Origin of the sequence: Marinobacter sp. 2_MG-2023 (assembly GCF_030546935.1) — a bacterium.
Lineage (GTDB): Bacteria > Pseudomonadota > Gammaproteobacteria > Pseudomonadales > Oleiphilaceae > Marinobacter.
Window position 1 is genome coordinate 48,333 of record NZ_JAUOPH010000003.1, and the last position, 19,767, is coordinate 68,099.

Below are 19,767 nucleotides of genomic sequence, written 5' to 3' on the forward strand. Positions count from 1 at the left end.
AGCAGGCTAGGGTCAAAAGCAAAAGTTCACGAAGCTAAAACGAAAAAACCCGCTAACTCATAGAATTAGCGGGTTTTAAAATAGTGGCTCCCCGAGCTGGGCTCGAACCAGCGACAAACGGATTAACAGTCCGTTGCTCTACCAACTGAGCTATCGGGGAACGTCGTCATATGACGAGGCGCGTATATTAAGATTACCCCACCGCCTCGTCAACCCCTAGACGAACTTTTTAGCCCAGAGCCTTCTGCAAACGCTCAATCGCCTGCTCAAGATTGTCCATGCTTGTCGCAAAACTCAGGCGCATGTGCCCCGGGCAACCGAAGGCAGAACCTGGAACCAGAGCAACGCCGGCTTCGCTCAGCAGCTTCTCTGCGAACTCCACATCATTACTGACACTGGAATCGGCATCGATTGCGCTCTGGAAGCTTGGGAATACATAAAAGGTACCGTCACCTTTAAGGCACTCAACTCCTGGCAGCTTGTTCAGGGCGTCTACCAGCCAGTCGTGGCGCTGTTTGAAGGCCTTGACCATTTCACCCACGCAAGCCTGATCACCATCCAGCGCAGCGGTAGCGGCGGCCTGGGAGATGGAACATGGGTTGGAAGTGCTTTGAGACTGAATCTTCTTCATAGCCCCAATGATACGCGCTGGGCCAGCCGCGTAGCCGATACGCCAGCCAGTCATCGAATACGCCTTGGATACGCCGTTGAGAACAAAGGTACGGTCGTAAAGCTCGGGTGTGGCATTCAGGATGTTGCAAAACGGTTTGCCGGTCCAAAGTATGGGCTCATACATGTCATCGGTGGCAATCATGATGTTCGGGTGCTTCTTCAGCACCTCACCAATCGCCTGCAGCTCCTCCAGGGTATAAGCCATACCGCTGGGGTTGGAAGGGCTGTTGATAACAAACAACCGGGTGCGTTCGGTAATGGCGTTTTCCAGTTGCTCCGGAGTGATCTTGAAGCGGGTTTCCGCGCCTGTTTCGATGATCACCGGCTTGCCTTCAGCAACCAGAACCATATCCGGGTAGGATACCCAGTAGGGCGCCGGGATAATGGCTTCGTCACCGGCGTTAAGGGTCGCCAGTGCGAGGTTGAAAAAGCTCTGTTTGCCCCCACTTGATACCAGTATCTGGTTGGCTTCGTATTCCAGGCCGTTGTCCCGTTTGAACTTCGCAATAATCGCTTTCTTCAGGGCCGGCGTACCATCAACAGCAGTGTATTTCGTTTGGCCGTTATTAATGGCCTCAATGGCTGCCTGTTTGATGTGATCCGGAGTGTCGAAGTCGGGCTCGCCCGCACCAAGGCCGATTATATCCTGGCCTGCTGCGCGAAGTTCGGCAGCCTTGTTGGTTACCGCGAGGGTGGGAGATGGCTTGATTGCCTGTACTCGGCTGGAAAGTTGAAGGTCCAAACTTGCGCTCCTTAAAGCTGCGTCTGATAGGTCTGTGACCGGCGGGGTGTCTGAATCATTGCCATTTAGCGGCTGATTTTCGCCCAGCCGTCGATCAGGTTGATGGTATCATGAAGCCGGCGCAACAATAAATTTCTCTCTGAGACCAGGTTTTGCGCTAGCGGGATCTGGTACGGATACCAATGTTGAGTGAGTGGAGGTTGTGTGCCGATTATGGCCAGTAGCGATTCCAGCAGTTCTGTAAAGGAAGGCGTTTTCAAGGTTGATTCACCATTCGAGCCTGCCGGTGACCAGCCCAAAGCCATTGCAGGGCTGGTGGATGGCATTCACTCTGGCCTGGCGCACCAGACGTTGCTGGGTGTTACCGGCTCGGGCAAGACGTTTACCGTTGCCAAAGTGATCGAGTCTGTGCAGCGGCCAACCATTATCATGGCCCACAATAAAACCCTGGCTGCGCAGCTATACGGTGAGTTTCGCGAATTCTTTCCGGATAATTCCGTCGAGTACTTCGTATCTTACTATGATTACTATCAGCCCGAGGCCTATGTGCCTTCGTCTGACACTTTCATCGAAAAAGACGCCTCGATTAACGAACACATAGAGCAGATGCGGCTGTCTGCCACCAAAGCTCTGCTTGAGCGCCCGGATGCCATTATTGTGGCAACCGTGTCTGCCATTTACGGCTTGGGTGATCCGAAATCCTACCTGAAAATGATGTTGCACCTGGATCGCGGCGAGAAGATTGATCAGCGGCACATTCTGCGCCGGCTCGCTGAACTGCAGTACACCCGCAACGATATCGAGTTTCACCGTGCCAACTACCGTGTTCGTGGCGATGTCATTGATGTGTTCCCGGCTGAGTCGGAAAAAGAAGCTGTCCGCATTGAGTTGTTTGATGATGAAGTCGAGAACCTCAGCTACTTTGATCCGCTCACCGGCGAGGTGCTCCGGCGTGTGCCCAGGATTACGATTTATCCCAAGTCCCACTATGTCACGCCCCGGCAAACAGTGCTGGATGCCGTTGAGGAGATAAAGAAGGAACTCGATGAGCGCTTGCCGCAGCTGCGTGATAATAGTCGCCTGGTAGAAGCCCAGAGGCTGGAAGAGCGCACCCGCTACGATATGGAAATGATGAACGAGCTGGGCTATTGCAACGGCATCGAGAACTACTCCCGCTATCTTTCCGGTCGGCAGCCGGGCGAGGCACCGCCAACACTTTTTGATTATCTGCCACCGGATGCGCTGTTGATTGTGGATGAGTCCCATGTGACTATCCCGCAGATCGGCGCCATGTATAAAGGTGACCGCTCCAGAAAAGAAACCCTTGTGCAGTATGGCTTTCGGCTGCCGTCAGCTCTGGATAACCGGCCTATGCGGTTTGATGAGTGGGAGCGGATAGCGCCTCAGATGATCTTTGTGTCGGCCACTCCCGGCAACTACGAAGCCGAACATGCTGGCCAATTGGTGGAGCAGGTCGTGCGCCCGACAGGCCTGCTGGATCCGATCATTGAAGTACGTCCTGCCTCGACACAAATTGACGACCTGCTCTCTGAAATTCACGCCCGGGTGAAAGTCAGTGAAAGGGTACTGGTGACCACGCTCACCAAGCGCATGGCTGAGGATCTTACGGACTTTCTGATGGAGCACGATATTCGCGTGCGTTATCTGCACTCGGATATTGATACGGTTGAGCGGGTAGAGATCATCCGTGATCTGCGCCGGGGTGAATTCGATGTGCTTGTAGGCATCAACCTGTTGCGTGAAGGCCTGGATATGCCCGAGGTATCACTGGTGGCCATTCTGGATGCCGACAAAGAAGGCTTCCTGCGTTCCGAGCGTTCGCTGATTCAGACCATTGGCCGAGCGGCGCGGAACCTTAACGGCAAGGCCATCCTTTACGGCGACAGAATAACCGGATCAATGCAACGGGCCATCGATATCACCGAAACCCGTCGCGCAAAGCAGGCCGAGCACAATGAGACTCACGGTATTACACCGCAGGGGCTCAACAAAAAAATTGCGGATGTCATGGAAGGCGCTGGCGGCGGAGGCCGAGGTCGCAATAAAGCCACACGACCTGGTGAGAAAGCGGCTGAAGAAGCAGAGCAGTATCGTGCCAGGGTTGGCCAGCGAACGCCCGCTGAGTTGCTCAAAGAAGTGTCACGCCTTGAAGACGAGATGTACAAAGCAGCGTCAGATCTGGATTTCGAGGCTGCCGCACGTCTTCGGGATGAAATCTCAGCGCTTAAAGAAGCGGCGCTTCGGACAGGTTAAACCCAAATCAGCGCTTCGGGCCGATAATGACGGCGGCCTGAAGTGGTTGGTTGCGACCGTACCGTGAAATCTGGCTGAATACCCGTTTATCCACCGGAAGGTATTGTTTGTCGGCTACGGTTTCTCCGTCATCCACGTCAATTTCCGGGTCGTGGAGGTACACAAACCGATCGTCGACAGCGCACACGGTTACCCAATGCGGTACCCGGCTTCGATTGAGTTGCCAGGTACTGATCAGAATCACCGGAATCCGGCCTTCAAGGAGCGCCTGCTCCATGGCCTCAAGGGTGAGCGGATCGTGATGCAACTGTATGCCGGTCTTTCCTATGTCGTTCAAAAAACCTTCATGTACCAGTTCCAGAACCCTTTTTTTATCGTCGTTTCGGACCGTGTCCCTGAATAACGGGCCTTCGGCACTCACCCAGGCGCTGGCTTCAAAACCCCGGTTCCAGGCGGACAGTGCAAGTCCGTGGGGGCCGCAGCCGCCGTGACCGGCAAGCATGAAAATGGTTGTAGCTTCGCGCCAGATTTTCAGCTCTTCCAGAGTGGTCAGTGGTTGCTGTTCGTCCAGCGCTGCCATTGCCATAATCAGCGCAGCAGGGCCACAGGAAAAATCCGTCGTCTGGGCGTAATAGGGTACGGGGAGAAATTCCCTTGTTGGCTCGTAAAACAGAATGCGCCGTTCAAAGCGCAGAGCCGTCCCGTGATCTTCGTAATAGTCCCGGTAAGTTCCAAACTGGCGATAGCCCAAACGCTTGTAGAGTGCAATGGCCCCGCTGTTGTCTTCCCGGACTTCGAGGCGCATTAGTATGCGGCCTGCATCTGCTGCTTCACGTTCCGCCATTTTTACCAGCTTTTCACCAATACCACGCCCACGCGCAGTCGGCAGCACGGCAATGGAATATATGCGCGCCATACGGGTGGCGGCGCTCATCAGAACCAGGCAATAACCCAGCAACTCGCTCTGCCCCGGGCTTTTGGCCTCGGCGACAATCAACCTGTCCCGGGGCATGTCCAGAAAGCGTCGGAAACTGCGGCGGGATAGACGGTCTTCCGTAAAACAGCGATGTTCAAGTTGCAGAAGCGCCTTCAGATCATCGCTGGTGGCTTGCCGCAGTTGCAGATCGGACATGTATAAGTTGGCCTTGAGAATATCGGCTGGGCATGCTGGCAGGCTTCCCGTGTACGGCTATTATGTTTGAGAGTTGAGCGCAGGCATATAATCTCATCATGCGTAAAAGCACTCATTATCCACCGATTGTTCCCACCCCCGCAGCGGCGTATTGTTGCGGCCAGTTCTATTGGCAATTGTCTCCGGGGAGGAGTGCCCTTAATGTCCCGTTTGCTTATCGTTGTAGATCGCACCAAAGACTGGGCTCCTTACTACCCCAGCGAAGACGTTCTGAGCTTTGATCAGTACCTCCAGTTTTCTGCACCGGCCAATAGTCGCGTTCGTGTTATCAACCTGTGTCAGAGTGCAAAATACCTGAGTCGTGGCTACTACTGCTCGCTGTTGGCCGAAGCCCGCGGCCATCACGTCGTGCCCTCGGTAATGACGCTTAACGACCTGAGTCGCAAAGGGCTGTTTTCTCTCGAACTGGAAGAACTGGACGCCAGTGTCATCAACTGGCTGGAGGCAGCTGGATCGGCCATCGACCCGGCCAGTGATGAACGCAATGCTACCCATGAAGTGCGGATTCGTACTTATTTCGGGCAAACCGAGCATCCGGATCTCAAACCTGTGGCACGGGCACTGTTTGAGCGGTTTCCCAGCCCGATTCTTGAGATTGTCTTCCGGCGCCGGAAGGCCTGGCAGATCGAGTCCATGAAGCCTGCGGCGCCAGCAGATCTGGATGAGACCGAACAGGATGCCTTTGCGTCGGCGCTGGACCGCTTCAGCAGTATGGTGTGGCGCAAACCAAGAACCCGCCGTCGTTACCGGTTTGACCTTGCGATTCTGGTTAACCCCGAAGAAGAAATGCCTCCCAGCGATGCTGTTGCTTTGAAGCGCTTTGAAAAAGCCGGCCGAAAACTGGGTATCAACGTAGAACAGATTACGCGTCGGGACTACATGCGTTTGCCCGAGTACGACGGTTTGTTTATCCGGGAAACCACAGCCATTGACCACCACACCTATCGTTTTGCCCGCAAGGCGGAGGCAGAAGGCATGGTGGTGATTGACGATCCTGCGTCGATCCTCAAATGCACCAACAAAGTTTTTCTGGCAGACCTTCTGAAAAACAACAAGGTTCCGACACCGAAAACCCTGATTCTTTCCAAGGACCAGAAAGACGCTGTAGAACAAGTGGTTCAGGAATTGGGCTTTCCCGTCGTCATCAAAATACCTGATGGCGCCTTTTCCCGGGGAGTGAACAAGGCAGAAGACGAAAAGTCCTTGAGGACAGGGCTAAAAGACCTGTTTCGCCAGTCGGCGCTGGTACTCGCGCAGGAGTATCTTTACACCGATTACGACTGGCGCATCGGTGTATTGGGTGGCCGGGCCATCTATGCCTGTAAATATATGATGGTGAAAGGCCACTGGCAGATTTACCAGCACGGCGAGTCAGCGAGCGAGAGCGGCGGATTTGAAACCATGCCTACCTATGAAGTTCCAAGAAACGTCATTCAGGCGGCGCTGAACGCTACCCGGCTGATAGGTAATGGGCTTTACGGTGTGGATATCAAACAATCCGGAAATCGGGTTGCTGTTATCGAAGTTAACGACAACCCAAGCATTGATGCAGGTGTTGAAGACCTGTTTCTTGGTGGCGAACTCTATACGTTGATCATGCAGGAATTTCTGTCGAGGATGGAGGAGAACCGCCGGCGTTGACGGCAGGCGATCCTCTAATAGCCGGCTTACGGGCCGGCTACCCAAATTCTTACGCTGCCAAACCAGGGATAGCCATCCAGATGGCTCCGGACATTTTCTGATGTGAATATCGTACCGGGATCCTGCTCGTCCAGGAAAATCTCCAGGTGCAGCTTGTTCCTGAGGTAATGAAGCCTTAGACGGCTGCGCTGGGGTATTTCTCCAAGTTGTTCTGCAATGATTCTCCCCACTTCCGCCCGCGAGGGTAGGCTTTCAGTTTCCGGGAAATGGTCTTCGTCCTTTTCTGCGTCAATATGAAAGTTTATGTCGCGGATATTCTCTAGTGCCTTACGCATGCCTATCACCACTTGCATGCCAATCTGGTGCCCTTCCGATACGCTGATTTCCGGCCGCACGACGAGGTGAATATCGAGAAGAATATCGTGTCCCATGCGACGGCTGCGCAGCTCATGTACATTGAGAACACCATCGGTATCGCGGGCTATGGTTTTCAACATTTCGGTATCGTCCGGCGATAGCCCGGTGTCCACCAACTCCTGAACGCTGTCCCAGGTGAATTTCCAGCCAATGTGGGTAATGATGACGGCAATGGCTACAGCTGCCAGTACGTCCAGCCACAGAAAGCCCAGCATGGCACCTGCCGTTGAGATCAGAACTACCACGGAGGAAAATGCGTCAGTACGACTGTGCCAGGCATTGGCGATAATAAGGTCTGAGCGTATGGCTTGCCCGATATGACGGGTGTAACGAAATATCCACTCCTTGCTCACAACCGAAATGGCGGCAGCAACAAGCACCGGCCATTCGGGAACGTTGTTAATATCGCCTTCTATCAGTCTAAGAGTATTTTCCCAGGCCACTGCGGCGCCTACTGCAATGAGAATGCTGCCAAGCACCAGAGTGCCAAAGGTTTCAATGCGTTGGTGACCGTAGGGGTGATTGTCATCCGGTTCCTGGCGTGACAGTTTCATTACACCCAGAACGACTAGATCGGAAACGACATCGGTGAACGAATGTATACCGTCAACGAGGAGAGCCTGAGAATGGAATAGGGTGCCGCCAATAACTTTAATGATTCCGAGAAAGGCATCAAGAACCATTCCTATAATGGTTACCCGCGAGGCTGCTTTCATTTCCACAGCGAGAGTTTCACGGTTGCGTTGGGCCGGGGAGTCGGGTTGTTGCATTTAAAAACTCCGGGTCAAAATGGCGAAAGCCAGTATAACCTTATTGCTTGTGGTGTTGTGAGCTATTGGAAGAGCTCTCTCAAGGTAGTTTTCGGCGCTTATGCGCCAGATTTATGCACATTGCAACATTATTTCGCATTAGTGACTGTTTGCTTAAACTTTCTTTTTTTAAAGCTTGATTCTTTTAACTTGTTGAAAAACATGCAAAAATAAACTGATCAAAAAATGATCAATTTGTAGATTGGCGCAGATAACAAGGGGTAGGCAAGGTTGCCCCGCGATTTTCAACAGGGTTATCCACAGATTCCGTGGACAAGCACCCGCGACCTTAAAGATACAGCTGTTTAGCTGCGTTTATTTGCATGACCGGGCCGCTGTGGAAAACTTCCGGTATACTCGCGCACACGTTTTATAGGAGAGTTTTCAGATGTACGGCGTTATTCGAAACCTGCTTTTCCGGCTATCACCCGAACAGGCCCATTCCGTTGCATTGAATGGCCTGGATCTGGCGCATCGGTTGGGCGTGTTAGGCGCCTTTTCACCGAAAACCCATGCGCTGCCAGTAAATGTTATGGGGCTGGATTTCCCCAACCCGGTAGGGCTTGCCGCAGGACTGGATAAAAATGCAGATCATCTGGATGCCTTGGGCGCCCTCGGCTTCGGTTTTATAGAGGTTGGAACCGTTACGCCGCTCGCCCAGCCTGGGAACCCGAAACCCCGTATGTTCCGGTTGCCAGAACATCAAGCCATTATTAATCGTATGGGGTTCAACAACGAAGGCTTGGCACACATGCTGGAGCGTGTGGATAAACGTAACTACCGCGGAATTCTGGGTATCAATGTTGGCAAGAACAAAGACACGCCCAATGAGAAGGCTGAATCGGACTATAGAAAAGGGATTTCGGCCGTATACACCCGTGCCGACTACATCACGGTTAATGTGTCATCGCCCAATACCCCTGGTTTGCGGGATCTTCAGTTTGGTGACTCTCTGAAAAGCCTGCTCCACGCCATCAAGGATGAGCAGCTGAAGTGTCAGAACAAGTTTGGGCAATATGTCCCCGTTGCCGTTAAAATTGCCCCGGATATGGACGACGATGGCATCCGGTTCGTCGCCTCAGCTTTGAGAGAGGCCGGGCTCGATGGTGTTATTGCCACGAATACCACCATAAGCCGTGATGCGGTTGCCGGCCACGTTCATGCTGCGGAGGCAGGGGGGCTGAGTGGAGCTCCGGTTCGGGAGGCATCTCTGAGAGTTATCCAGGGGCTATACGCTGAGCTTGGTGACGAGCTGCCCATTATTGGTGTGGGCGGTATTACGGACGGTGAGAGTGCGGCTGAAAAGATTCGTGCGGGCGCGAAGCTGGTTCAGTTGTATACGGGCTTTATTTATCGTGGGCCGGAACTGATTCATGAAACCGTAGAGGCGATCCGCAAGCTCAGGTAGTTTTTCAGGGGCTTTAAAACCGTGGTGATTAAACGAGTAAGGGCCCGCATGGCGGGCCCTTACGGAGCCTTAGCCCCAACTTGCGTACTAAAAGATCAGATTAAGATATCGGGGGTTTCGGCAAACATCACGCTGTCGTGACGTTTGCCAGCCTATGAATACCGGAGACGCCGGTCATGCCTTCCCATTGATCTGTGCGGCCTTCACGCCAGCCATTCAACCATTCCTGGCGAACTTCAGCCTGTTCGAGCGGACAGCTGTCTTTGGATTTGCCGGACACGCCAGCGAGGTAACCCCGCTTGAATGCACGAGCATACATGTCTCTTTTCTGTCTTTTCATGCCGTTCCTCACTAATGGATTAACAGAACAAGCGTGTACACTTCTACCATGGCTACGGAGTGTGGCATTCCCTCAGGGACAACCCACTATTGTAAGCTCCAGCCAGAGCAGTCAGGATCCTGTTAACGGGAGAACTTACTCCTCCCGAACGACGCGTCACCTACAAGGTAAGCTTAACCTTAAGTAGAAGTACACAATCGTTTTGATCTTAATAAATGTTTTTGTAGATCGATAAGCGATAAAAAAATTACCCAAAACCTATGACCGCTGCTATTACCGGTACTTACCGGAAATCGCCAAAGAACCTGGAGTTGAACTTGTCCAAATCTGTCTTTTTTGTAACCTGCCCAAAGGGTGTTGAATACCTTCTGGCGGACGAGCTCACCACGTTTGGTCTTGGGCTGGTGAGAAATGCGCCTGCTGGTGCATGGGTAGAGGGGCCGCTGGAGGCCGGATACCGGGCTTGTCTCTGGTCTCGCCTGGCAAACCGGGTAATCCTCCATATTGATGAAGTCGCGGCCACCAATGCCGATGAACTCTACGATGGTGTGGTTCATCTTGACTGGCAGCAGCATATTTCGGTGGATGGTAGTTTTCGCGTCAATTTCATTGGTGAGAACGAGGCGATCCGTAACACCCAGTTCGGTGCCCAACGCGTAAAAGACGGTATTGTGGATCGTTTCACCATGAGCGGCGGAAAGCGCCCTGCGGTAGAAGCAAAGATGCCGGATGTAACCGTATCGGCACGGCTACATCGTGGCCGCCTTTCATTGGGTATTGATATCAGTGGCCACAGTTTGCATCAACGTGGCTACCGCACAGAGCAGGGGCTGGCGCCCTTGAAGGAGAACCTTGCGGCGGCTTTGTTGCTGCGTGCAGGTTGGCCTGAGCTTGCAGCCGCAGGCGGCGATTTTGTCGATCCTATGTGCGGTTCCGGCACCCTGGTCATAGAAGCCGCCTTGATGGCGTTGGATATCGCCCCGGGTCGTCGTCAGGAGCGCTTTGGCTTCGAAAAATGGCTTGGGCACCAACCTGAAACCTGGCTTGCCCTGCGCCAGGAGGCCGAAAGACGCGCCTACGAAGGGAAGCAAGGCATAGTACCCAGGTTTCTTGGATTTGATCAGGACAGCAGGGTTATTTCCACCGCGCGTAATAATGCCCAGAGAGCTGGCCTTGAGGGGCTGGTTGAGTTCCAGGCTCAACCAATTGAAGAGCTTTCACTGGGAGACGACCGGTCGAAAACCGGTCTGGTACTTGTGAATCCTCCTTATGGTGAGCGGCTCAGCGACAGGGCGGCTCTTGCAAGTCTGTATGAGTCACTGGGTGATGCAGTTAAAAAAACAGCATCAGGCTGGCAGCTTGGCGTGTTTACCGGCGCGCCAGAATTCGGCAAATCCATTGGCTTGCGAAGCTTTAAACAGTACAAACTTTTTAACGGCAAGCTGCCGGCGCAACTTTTGCTGTTTACCATAGACGAAGCCAGTGTGCGCACGCCCCGAGAGCCCTCAGCGCCGGGTGAGGTATCACCCCGGATTGCGAACGAGGAGCGCGCAGCCATGCTGCGCAACCGGCTTAAGAAAAATATGAAATCCATCGGCCAGTGGGCGCGAAAACAGCAGATTGGCTGCTATCGACTGTACGATGCGGATATGCCCGAGTACGCGATTGCGATTGATATCTACGAGGATTGGGTGCATGTGCAGGAATATGCCGCCCCCAAGTCGGTTGATGAGCGTTCGGCGCGGGAGCGTCTGGCTGAGGCCCTGGCCGTTATTCCCGAAGCCCTGGGCATCGAGCCGGATCGGATGATCTGCAAGCACAGGCAGCGCCAGACAGGTATCAGTCAGTATGAAAAGCAGGACGTCAGCGGCGAATTCTTCCAGGTACATGAGCATGGCTGCATCCTGAAGGTAAATCTCAAAGATTATCTGGACACCGGCCTGTTCCTGGACCATCGCCCAGTGCGCCACTGGATCCAGAAGAACGCCAGGGGTAAGCGTTTTCTGAACCTCTTCTGTTATACCGGCGCCGCAACTGTCCATGCGGTTGTTGGTGGTGCCAGCCGTTCCTTGAGCCTGGACCTGTCGAACACGTATGTGGGTTGGGCACAGGATAATCTGGCGCTGAACAAGGCTGATCCCCGCAAACATAAAGTAGAGCAGACAGATTGTCTGGCGTGGCTCGCTTCCAGGCCGTCTCCGGATCAGCTGTATGACCTGATTTTCATGGATCCGCCCACCTTCTCCAACTCCGCCCGTATGACGGGAGTGCTGGACGTACAGAAAGATCACGCAAAGCTGATCCGTCAGGCAATGGCCAGACTGAGCTCGGATGGTTTGTTAATTTTTTCCAACAACTTCCGGCGCTTCAAGCTTGATGAGGAGCTGGCCTCGGAGTTTGAAGTGGAAGAAGTGAGCGCCAGCACCCTCGATAAGGATTTTCAGCGGAACGCCCGGATTCACCGGTGCTGGCATATCCGAAAAAATGCATAACAATAATGCTTAAATCAGGCCTGGGGCCCGTTAGAACTCGTATTTGAGCCCGGCGGAAAACTGAAAGGTATTGGCATCGGTGCTGGTATCTTCAAACAGTTTTCCGCCTTCAAGCACCAGATAGGTGTCGCTCATAACTTTGACATCCAGCCCGAGCACCCAGCTAATGCTGAAGCTGCTGTCCGGGAAATCGCCTTCCAGATCCTGGAATTGGGCGTTCTGATTTTCATCGGTATTTTCGAGTTCGGCTGTACCGTGAATGAAAGAGAATCCTGCCTGGCCGTAAACGTTGGCATAGTCCGTAACAGGGTAGTGCAGGCCAATATACCAGCTGGCAAAGTAGTCGACAGAAAGGGTGAGGTCGCTACTTGGCACTTCAGCGTCTCTGAGGCCACCCCCTGCGCGCAGCTCTGCATGGAACATATCATTGATGTGGCTGCCTGCAATCAGCGTTCCACCGCTTCCCGTGGCTTGCTCATTAGAAGCAGAGCCTATCGAGCGGAAGTTGAACGCCGTTGCCAGTAGGCCTATGTAATGCTTGTCTGCACGGGGCGTTTCCTCAGTTTCCTGGGCCAGAGCAGCCTGGGCGGAAAGCAGACAAACAGGCACCAGTGTGAGTAATCGGTGCGATCGCACAACCTTGTTCATTGTTATCGGGATTCCTGACGTGAGCGGTTACGGGCTGAGTCTGCCTTGTGTAACCGTTTGTTACGTCGACCCGTGTCACACTTCCCTGTGTCGGTTCACTTGAGCTATCAGTCCTGGTTGAACAGGCCAGCTTCCTGGGCCATCAACAACAAAGCGTAAACACCGTTTTCGGGTAGCTGGGGTTCGAGACCTTCTTCAAAAAGCAACTCACGGCGGCGATCTTCCAGCACTTCATTGCTCATGCCGGTGATCAGCTCGCTGATGGGCCCTATTTCAAACGGAGCGTCTTGTTCCAGAGCGCCGAAAATCATATCCATCAGAATTTCGTCCGGATCGATGCCGTCAACGTATATCGTCTGGTCGGTCAGGTCCTGGTGTAGCTCCTGAATAAGCTCCAGCAAAGGCACACCCTGTTCCTCAAGGTAGGGGATATCCAGGTCGCCAAAGTCGCCATCTTCAGGCAGCCACTCTTCTGCAGGAGCAATGACTACAGTTTTCATCTGGCCGTCTTCCAGCGACCAGGCGATGGCAGTCGGGAACAGGGCGTCGTCAGTCTGGCAATATTCGATGTCCAGGAACTTTGGTGCAGGCATGTCAGTCTCCGTGTTGTGGGTGGCAGATAGAAGCTGCAGAATTTGTGGCCCGGGCGGGTAAGTTCTGTTGCTTCGGTATGAGGCGCCCAGGCTTCATGACATACTATGGCAATAACTATCATTCTATCAGGGACATCATGGAACACGCTGAATTCAACAAAGATTTGCTGAAGTTTCTGAACGCATCACCCACGCCCTGGCATGCTGTGGCCACCATGAAGCAGCAGCTGAATGCAGCCGGCTTCGAAGAGCTGGATGAGAAAAACGACTGGACCCTTGCTCAGAACCGCAGCTATTACGTATTGCGAAACGGGTCATCCATCGTCGCTTTCCGCACCGGCACCCGAGATGCCGCCGCGTCGGGTATACGCATGGTCGGTGCGCACACAGACAGCCCATGCCTGAAGGTAAAACCCAACCCGGAGCTGCGCCGCAAAGGCTATTTCCAGCTTGGGGTCGAGGTATACGGTGGTGTCCTGATGAACCCCTGGTTCGACCGGGATCTTTCGCTGGCGGGGAGAGTGACCTTTCTCGACGAGCATAACAAGGTCACTGACACCCTGGTTGATTTCCAGAAGCCTGTCGCCTTCATCCCCAGCCTGGCAATTCATCTGGATAGAGAAGCCAACAGCAATCGCACGGTAAATGCCCAGACGGACCTGCCGCCGGTTCTGATGCAGGCTCCGCAAGACGATGCAACCAGCTTTAACGATCTTCTGAGCGAGCAAATTGTCAGGGAATCCGGTGTCGGAGTTCGCAAGGTACTTGGCTATGAACTGGGTTTTTACGATGCTCAGGAAGCCGGGTACGTGGGGCTGCGCGATGAATTTATTGCATCGGCACGGCTGGATAACCTGTTGAGTTGTTACATCGGGCTGCAGGCGCTGCTGAACACGTCTGGCGATGAAGCAGCATTGTTGGTGTGTAACGACCATGAGGAAGTGGGAAGTGTGTCTTCCGAAGGCGCCCAAGGGCCGTTTCTCACCGCGGTTCTCGATCGCTGGTGTGGCTCAGGCAAGGCAAAGGCCCTTGCCCGCTCCATGATGATCTCCGCAGATAATGCGCATGGCGTGCACCCGAACTACATGGACAAACACGATGAAAACCATGGCCCCATTCTGAATAAGGGCCCGGTTATCAAAGTGAACCACAATCAGCGTTATGCCACTAACAGCCGCTCGGCCGCGGTATACCGGCATATCAGTGATGAACTGGGGTTGCCGCACCAGACCTTCGTGGTGCGCAGTGATATGGGGTGCGGCAGCACAATCGGGCCCTTGACGGCAGCAAATCTGGGTGTGACAACGCTGGATATTGGCGTACCACAGTTCGGTATGCATTCCATACGTGAACTGATCGGAAATGAAGATGGCTTTACATTGTTCCGCGTGCTGACAGAGTTCATGCAGCGTGAGCAGGTTTTCTGAGGGTCGCTTTACAAGTCCCGAAACGAAAAATGCCGCTACTTCACAGGAAGCAGCGGCATTTCGGAATAAGTGGCTCCCCGAGCTGGGCTCGAACCAGCGACAAACGGATTAACAGTCCGTTGCTCTACCAACTGAGCTATCGGGGAACAGCATCAAGTCGGGCGGCATATTAAGCGCTTTGAATTAGCCGGTCAACCCCCTGATATAAAAGGTCAAAATTTGTACTGCAGTATGGCTCATCAATATCGTCCTCCTCCCTGGTTACGCAGCGGGCATATTCAGTCTGTATGGCCGGCGTTGTTTCGCAAGGTTCGAGTGGAAAATCCTGAATCGGAAGTGCTTCCAACGCCCGATAACGATGAGCTACACCTGGACTGGCATCGCCAGGGTAGCAGTCGTTTGGCCATTGTTTCCCACGGTCTGGAAGGCCATAGTCGGCGGCCTTATGTGCTAGGGCTGACGCGGGCCTTGTTAGCAGAAGGTTGGGATGTACTGGCCTGGAATTTCCGCTCCTGTGGCGGCGTTATGAACCTGCAGCCGCGGTTTTATCACAGTGGGGCTACTGAAGATCTCCGTCAGGTTGTGGATCATGGCCTGGCCCAAGGTTACAGCACCGTGTTTTTATCTGGCTTCAGTATGGGAGGGAACCTGACACTGCTGTATCTCGGTGAACAGGGCGAGCGGGTTGACAGTAGAATCTGTGGCGCAGTGACCTACTCAGTACCCTGCGATCTGGCGGGTAGTGCGGATATGCTGGCCCTGCCCAGCCGGAAAATTTATATGCAGAGGTTTTTGAGAGATCTTCGGGTAAAAATGGACGAAAAGGCACGAAAATTTCCCGATCTTATCGATATTTCCGATTTTGACGCGATTCATAGTTTTCATGAATTTGATGATCGTTACACTGCGCCGCTGCACGGGTTCAAATCCGCCCCTGATTATTGGGCTCAATGTTCTGCCTCAGGCCGGCTAAAAGATATCCGGGTTCCGTCTTTGATGGTGAACGCAGCGGACGATCCGTTTTTGTCGCAAAAGTGCTTTCCGGAATCCCGGGCTGTGCTCGGAGCCCATGTACGTCTGGACGCGCCAAAATGGGGTGGCCATGTCGGGTTTGTAGAACTCGGCAATGACGGGTACTACTGGTCTGAACGCAGGGCTCTCGCCTTTCTTCAGGGTGTGTCGTGATTCCGCGCTACTCAAGTAAGGGTTCGAGTGCTGGCCACACATTCTCAAGCAGTTTGGGCTGGGCTTCTTCCGTAGGATGAATGCCATCGCCCTGCATCAGGTTCGCCTGGTCATAGATTCCGTCAAGAAAGAAGGGAACCAGAGCGGTGCTATAGCTGTCTGATAGCGCTGGAAAGATGTCGGCAAACATCTGAGTGTAGCGTTGGCCATAGTTCGGGGGTATCTGCATACCAACCAGAATGGCGCGGGCACCGGAGTTTTGAACGTTTTCAACCATCGACGCAAGATTGGACTTGATCACGTTAGGGGGGAAGCCGCGAAGGCCGTCGTTACCACCCAGCTCGATGATGACCACCGAGGGGTTATTCTTCTCAAGCAAATCGGGCAGCCGGCGAGCGCCTCCGTCCGTAGTTTCGCCGCTTATACTGGCATTTACCACATCCCAGTGGCTCAAGCCGTTGCCTTGCAGACGCTGGCGCAGAAGTTGTACCCAGGCGGTCTCTGAAGGTACGCCGTAGGCGGCACTGAGGCTGTCACCTACAACCAGAAGTGTTTGCTGGCCAGCCATCAAAGGCATGGCAAAGAATGCCACCAGAAGGAATGTGATTGATCTGACGTACAGCAACACCGTATGCATAGAAGATCCGTATACCTTGATAAATGAACGTGTTTTTCCGGGAGCCCCGTTAGCAAGATGCAGACTATAAACCCTGATAGCCAGCGCGCAATGCTGCGAGTTGAAAACCTGACCCATCGCGTAAGCCTGGAAACAGATACGCTCACGATATTGAAGGGGGTCAGTCTTGAAATCAATCGGGGAGAATCCGTAGCCATTGTTGGCCGCTCCGGTTCCGGCAAAACCACACTGTTGGGTTTGCTCGCCGGCCTCGACACACCGACCGAAGGCACCGTTGAACTTGACGGATCCATCATCAGCGGCCTGAGCGAAGATGAACGGGCCAAATTGCGTGCCCACCGGGTCGGGTTTGTATTCCAGTCTTTCCAGCTGCTTCCGGCGTTGACTGCATTGGAAAACGTTATGTTACCGCTGGAGCTTGCGGGCCTGGATGCGCCGGAAAAGCGTGCTCATGAGCTCCTTGAGCGAGTGGGGTTGGGCGAGCGGGTCAGCCACACGCCAAGGCAGCTCTCCGGCGGTGAGCAGCAACGGGTTGCTATTGCGCGTGCGTTCGCTTCTGACCCGGTGATTCTGTTTGCCGACGAGCCCACCGGTAACCTGGATAACCGAACGGGCCAGGAAATCTCGGATCTGTTGATGGCGTTAAATCAGGAGCAGGGCACCACTTTGGTGATGGTCACTCACGATGAACAGTTGGCCGCTCGCTGTGGCCGGCAGTTTCATATTGAGGCTGGCGAGCTGACCGAGCCAGTTAAAGAAATGGAGCTTGCTGACTGATGGCTGCTGCAAAAAAGCTGATGTCAGTGCGCCGGGACTGGCGAGAGCGTGATGTGCGTGTGGTACTTGCGGCGCTTATTATTGCCGTAGCCACGGTTGCTACCATTGCCCTGTTCGCCAGCCAGTTACAACGCACCCTGGTATCTTCTGCCAGCTCCTTCCTGGCGGCAGACCGACAACTGGAAGCTGAAAACGGGCGCCCCGTACCCGAGCAATGGATTACAGAAGCTGCGGAACGTGGGCTGGAAACTGGTCGCATGGTGGAGTTCTCTACCATGGTATTTGGCAGCGATGCTTTCCAGCTTGTTTCGATCAAGGCCGTCAGCAATGAGTATCCATTGCGCGGTGAACTGGAAATTCAAGGTGCATCCGAGGGCTCCCGGATACAGGTGCAAAGCGGGCCAGAGCCGGGTGAAGTCTGGATTAATCCCAGGTTGCTAAGGTTGCTGGATCTCCAGATTGGCGAAACGCTCGAAGTAGGAAGCCTGAACCTGACTGTGTCCGGCTTGTTGCTGCGTGAGCCAGACGGCGGCTTTAGTCTCTCCGCACTCGCTCCCCGGGTCATGATGCATGTGGATGACGTGGCTTCTACCGGAGTACTCCAGGAAGGAAGCCGGGTGGAATACGTTTACCTGTTTGCAGGCGAGGAGGCGGCCCTTGAGGGTTATTACCAGTGGCTTCAGCCGCAACTTGAACCCAGTCACGAGTGGGAAGGCGTTCGCGATGGCGAAACTTTTTCACGATCTCTCGATCGGGCTGAAAGTTTCCTGCTTCTGGGTGGTAGCCTGGCGGTCCTGCTGGCTGCTGTAGCGGTCGCTGTTGCGAGCCGACAGTACGCGCTTTCTCAGCGCGATACTGTGGCTCTTCTCAAAACCCTGGGTCTGGGCAGTGCCGGGATCGGACGGCTCTATCTGAAGCGGCTGGCGCTCTGGGGAGTGACTGGCATGATCGGGGGGCTTCTGGTTGCCGTGCCGTTGTTCTGGCTGCTCACTCAGCTGCTGGGCCAGGCCCTGGACCGGCCAGTTGAGTTTCAGCTGGATTCGTCCGCGCTTGCCCCGGCACTCCTCACAGCGGTGATTTCTCTGTTTGCCTTTGCCTACCCGCCCATTCGGCGACTCCGGAACGTTCCGGCAATGCGCGTCCTGCGCAGCCAGCCAGGTGAGACAGGTCGGGAAGCTCTGCCGGATATGCTGATCGCCATAGTGGCAGTGTTCGGCCTGGTGTGGATGTACGCCGGTGATCTGTCACTGGTTGTTTCCTTGCTTGGTGGTCTGGCATTGCTGCTCGGAGCCCTGGCCCTGTTGGGCGGTGTTCTTGTTGCAGCCCTCCGGAAGGTTCGCGGTGGAGGGCAATCATGGCGCCTGGCTTTGGTCGGGCTGTATCGACATCGCCGAGCCAGCCTCTCGCAAATTGCTGTATTTGCCATGACGCTCATGTTGGCGACAACGCTGATTCTGGTGCGAACCTCATTGCTGGACGACTGGCAGGCTCAACTACCGGATGACGCCCCCAACCACTTTCTGATCAACATTTCCCCGGATGCGGTGGATGAGGTTGCGGGTTACTGGGAAGAGCGCGGTCAGCCCTTGGATCAGCTTTACCCCATGGTGCGAGGCCGTTTGACAGAATTGAACGGGCAGCCGGTCAAACAAGTGGTGAGTAAAGACCAGCGGGTAGGGGCTCTGAACCGGGAACTGAACCTGACCTGGATGCCCTCGCTTCCGGCTGACAACGAAATTGTAGAAGGCCAATGGTTTCAGGAGGGTCAAACCGAGGGTGTATCCGTAGAGTCAGAGCTGGCCGGCAAACTTGGCCTTGTGTTGGGTGATGAGCTTACGTTTACCATAGGTTCTGACAAGGTCACTGAAACCGTCACAAGTATCCGCACGGTTCAGTGGGACAGCATGAAACCCAACTTCTACATGGCGTTTCCACCGGAAGGCGGTCTCACCAATATGCCTGCCACCTGGATAACCAGCTTCTATCTGCCCAGAGATCGCAAAAGCGAGCTGAATGAATTCTCCCGGCGCTTCCCGACCGTGTCGTTGTTGGAAATCGACAACGTTATTGAGCGTATACAGGAGATTGTCCGACAGGTTACCCAGGCTATAGAAGCGATTCTTGTACTGATATTGGCCGCGGCGTTGGTCGTAATGGCAGCGGTTGTCAGCGCCACGCTCCAGGATCGCCAGAGGGAAGGCGCACTTTTGCGCACACTTGGCGGTCGGCAGAGATTGTTGGTAAGAAGCACCATGCTGGAGTTTGCTCTGCTCGGCGGTTTTGCCGGGATTCTCGGCGTAGCAGCAGCGGAGGCCGCGGTATGGGCTTTGCAGTTCCGGATGTTCGAGGGTGCTTTCAGCTGGCATTGGCAGGTTGTGCTACCCATACCTGTGATCAGTGCTGTGGTTCTGGCGCTGTTCGGTCGCTGGCAATTGAGGCCAGTGTTGAGTGTATCGCCTATGCTTCTGCTGAGGCGCCTCGAGTAGAACAGAAGTCGCGGTCGGTAAGCGGCG

General features: G+C 54.3%; 15 protein-coding genes and 2 tRNA genes. 8 read left to right on the forward strand and 9 right to left on the reverse strand.

Annotated features, from left to right (window positions below):
- Positions 1-84 precede the first annotated feature (84 nt).
- A tRNA-Asn gene (locus Q4501_RS07565) sits at positions 85-160 on the reverse strand.
- A gap of 69 nt (positions 161-229) precedes the next feature.
- Positions 230-1,414, reverse strand: coding sequence for a pyridoxal phosphate-dependent aminotransferase (locus tag Q4501_RS07570; protein ID WP_303595570.1), 1,185 nt, complete (start codon positions 1,412-1,414; stop codon positions 230-232).
- A 213-nt stretch (positions 1,415-1,627) separates the two neighbouring features.
- On the opposite strand from Q4501_RS07570, the gene uvrB reads away from it, so the two are divergent.
- Complete coding sequence (gene uvrB / locus Q4501_RS07575; protein ID WP_303596181.1) at positions 1,628-3,688, forward strand: excinuclease ABC subunit UvrB; 2,061 nt, start codon at positions 1,628-1,630, stop codon at positions 3,686-3,688.
- 7 nt (positions 3,689-3,695) lie between these two features.
- Here the strand turns inward: uvrB and Q4501_RS07580 are convergent, their stop codons facing one another.
- Positions 3,696-4,820 carry a GNAT family N-acetyltransferase/peptidase C39 family protein gene (locus tag Q4501_RS07580; RefSeq protein WP_303595572.1) on the reverse strand — a complete coding sequence of 375 codons (1,125 nt, stop codon included), beginning with the start codon at positions 4,818-4,820 and terminating at the stop codon, positions 3,696-3,698.
- Positions 4,821-5,021: 201 nt separating this feature from the next.
- On the opposite strand from Q4501_RS07580, the gene Q4501_RS07585 reads away from it, so the two are divergent.
- A complete protein-coding gene (locus tag Q4501_RS07585) occupies positions 5,022-6,521 on the forward strand; it encodes a RimK family protein (RefSeq protein ID WP_303595574.1) in 1,500 nt (499 codons plus the stop codon).
- A 26-nt stretch (positions 6,522-6,547) separates the two neighbouring features.
- Here the strand turns inward: Q4501_RS07585 and Q4501_RS07590 are convergent, their stop codons facing one another.
- Positions 6,548-7,708, reverse strand: a complete 1,161-nt coding sequence (locus tag Q4501_RS07590) for a cation diffusion facilitator family transporter (protein ID WP_303595575.1) — start codon at positions 7,706-7,708, stop codon at positions 6,548-6,550.
- Positions 7,709-8,135: 427 nt separating this feature from the next.
- Between Q4501_RS07590 and Q4501_RS07595 the strand changes: the two genes are divergently transcribed.
- The gene (locus Q4501_RS07595; RefSeq protein WP_303595576.1) at positions 8,136-9,155 is read left to right on the forward strand and encodes a quinone-dependent dihydroorotate dehydrogenase; all 1,020 of its coding nucleotides are present in this window, start codon (positions 8,136-8,138) and stop codon (positions 9,153-9,155) included.
- Between the two features lie 127 nt (positions 9,156-9,282).
- Here the strand turns inward: Q4501_RS07595 and rmf are convergent, their stop codons facing one another.
- Positions 9,283-9,495: a ribosome modulation factor gene (gene rmf, locus Q4501_RS07600; RefSeq protein WP_048494371.1), complete on the reverse strand. Its 213-nt coding sequence runs from the start codon at positions 9,493-9,495 to the stop codon at positions 9,283-9,285.
- A 317-nt stretch (positions 9,496-9,812) separates the two neighbouring features.
- On the opposite strand from rmf, the gene rlmKL reads away from it, so the two are divergent.
- Positions 9,813-11,987 carry a bifunctional 23S rRNA (guanine(2069)-N(7))-methyltransferase RlmK/23S rRNA (guanine(2445)-N(2))-methyltransferase RlmL gene (rlmKL, locus tag Q4501_RS07605; protein ID WP_303595580.1) on the forward strand — a complete coding sequence of 725 codons (2,175 nt, stop codon included), beginning with the start codon at positions 9,813-9,815 and terminating at the stop codon, positions 11,985-11,987.
- Between the two features lie 30 nt (positions 11,988-12,017).
- On the opposite strand, the gene Q4501_RS07610 is transcribed toward rlmKL, so the two are convergent.
- Positions 12,018-12,635 carry an outer membrane beta-barrel protein gene (locus Q4501_RS07610; protein ID WP_303595581.1) on the reverse strand — a complete coding sequence of 206 codons (618 nt, stop codon included), beginning with the start codon at positions 12,633-12,635 and terminating at the stop codon, positions 12,018-12,020.
- 107 nt (positions 12,636-12,742) lie between these two features.
- Positions 12,743-13,228, reverse strand: a complete 486-nt coding sequence (locus Q4501_RS07615; protein WP_303595582.1) for a hypothetical protein — start codon at positions 13,226-13,228, stop codon at positions 12,743-12,745.
- A 137-nt stretch (positions 13,229-13,365) separates the two neighbouring features.
- Between Q4501_RS07615 and Q4501_RS07620 the strand changes: the two genes are divergently transcribed.
- The gene (locus tag Q4501_RS07620; RefSeq protein ID WP_303596182.1) at positions 13,366-14,655 is read left to right on the forward strand and encodes a M18 family aminopeptidase; all 1,290 of its coding nucleotides are present in this window, start codon (positions 13,366-13,368) and stop codon (positions 14,653-14,655) included.
- 70 nt (positions 14,656-14,725) lie between these two features.
- Here the strand turns inward: Q4501_RS07620 and Q4501_RS07625 are convergent.
- Positions 14,726-14,801: transfer RNA gene (locus Q4501_RS07625), tRNA-Asn, on the reverse strand.
- Positions 14,802-14,886: 85 nt separating this feature from the next.
- Here Q4501_RS07625 and Q4501_RS07630 point away from each other — a divergent pair.
- Entirely contained in the window at positions 14,887-15,840 is a 954-nt protein-coding gene (locus Q4501_RS07630; protein ID WP_303595584.1) for a YheT family hydrolase, read from the forward strand.
- 7 nt (positions 15,841-15,847) lie between these two features.
- Here the strand turns inward: Q4501_RS07630 and Q4501_RS07635 are convergent, their stop codons facing one another.
- A complete protein-coding gene (locus Q4501_RS07635) occupies positions 15,848-16,477 on the reverse strand; it encodes an arylesterase (RefSeq protein ID WP_303595586.1) in 630 nt (209 codons plus the stop codon).
- A gap of 57 nt (positions 16,478-16,534) precedes the next feature.
- On the opposite strand from Q4501_RS07635, the gene Q4501_RS07640 reads away from it, so the two are divergent.
- Together Q4501_RS07640 and Q4501_RS07645 are read left to right on the forward strand one after the other, a co-directional pair.
- Positions 16,535-17,254 (forward strand): ABC transporter ATP-binding protein, encoded by a 720-nt coding sequence (locus tag Q4501_RS07640; protein ID WP_303595588.1) that lies wholly within the window; start codon positions 16,535-16,537, stop codon positions 17,252-17,254.
- A complete protein-coding gene (locus Q4501_RS07645; protein ID WP_303595589.1) occupies positions 17,254-19,740 on the forward strand; it encodes an ABC transporter permease in 2,487 nt (828 codons plus the stop codon). The genes Q4501_RS07640 and Q4501_RS07645 overlap by 1 nt, the downstream gene beginning before the upstream one ends.
- The last annotated feature ends 27 nt before the right edge of the window (positions 19,741-19,767 follow it).

What these genes read in the sequence shown, in the direction of transcription:
- uvrB (WP_303596181.1), top strand. Translation starts at nt 1,628, where the DNA reads ATGGCCAGTAGCGATTCCAGCAGTTCTGTAAAGGAAGGCGTTTTCAAG.
- Q4501_RS07635 (WP_303595586.1), bottom strand. Translation starts at nt 16,477, where the DNA reads ATGCATACGGTGTTGCTGTACGTCAGATCAATCACATTCCTTCTGGTG.
- Q4501_RS07585 (WP_303595574.1), top strand. Translation starts at nt 5,022, where the DNA reads ATGTCCCGTTTGCTTATCGTTGTAGATCGCACCAAAGACTGGGCTCCT.
- rmf (WP_048494371.1), bottom strand. Translation starts at nt 9,495, where the DNA reads ATGAAAAGACAGAAAAGAGACATGTATGCTCGTGCATTCAAGCGGGGT.
- Q4501_RS07615 (WP_303595582.1), bottom strand. Translation starts at nt 13,228, where the DNA reads ATGCCTGCACCAAAGTTCCTGGACATCGAATATTGCCAGACTGACGAC.
- Q4501_RS07645 (WP_303595589.1), top strand. Translation starts at nt 17,254, where the DNA reads ATGGCTGCTGCAAAAAAGCTGATGTCAGTGCGCCGGGACTGGCGAGAG.
- Q4501_RS07610 (WP_303595581.1), bottom strand. Translation starts at nt 12,635, where the DNA reads ATGAACAAGGTTGTGCGATCGCACCGATTACTCACACTGGTGCCTGTT.
- Q4501_RS07630 (WP_303595584.1), top strand. Translation starts at nt 14,887, where the DNA reads ATGGCTCATCAATATCGTCCTCCTCCCTGGTTACGCAGCGGGCATATT.
- Q4501_RS07640 (WP_303595588.1), top strand. Translation starts at nt 16,535, where the DNA reads ATGCAGACTATAAACCCTGATAGCCAGCGCGCAATGCTGCGAGTTGAA.
- Q4501_RS07620 (WP_303596182.1), top strand. Translation starts at nt 13,366, where the DNA reads ATGGAACACGCTGAATTCAACAAAGATTTGCTGAAGTTTCTGAACGCA.
- Q4501_RS07580 (WP_303595572.1), bottom strand. Translation starts at nt 4,820, where the DNA reads ATGTCCGATCTGCAACTGCGGCAAGCCACCAGCGATGATCTGAAGGCG.
- Q4501_RS07590 (WP_303595575.1), bottom strand. Translation starts at nt 7,708, where the DNA reads ATGCAACAACCCGACTCCCCGGCCCAACGCAACCGTGAAACTCTCGCT.
- Q4501_RS07595 (WP_303595576.1), top strand. Translation starts at nt 8,136, where the DNA reads ATGTACGGCGTTATTCGAAACCTGCTTTTCCGGCTATCACCCGAACAG.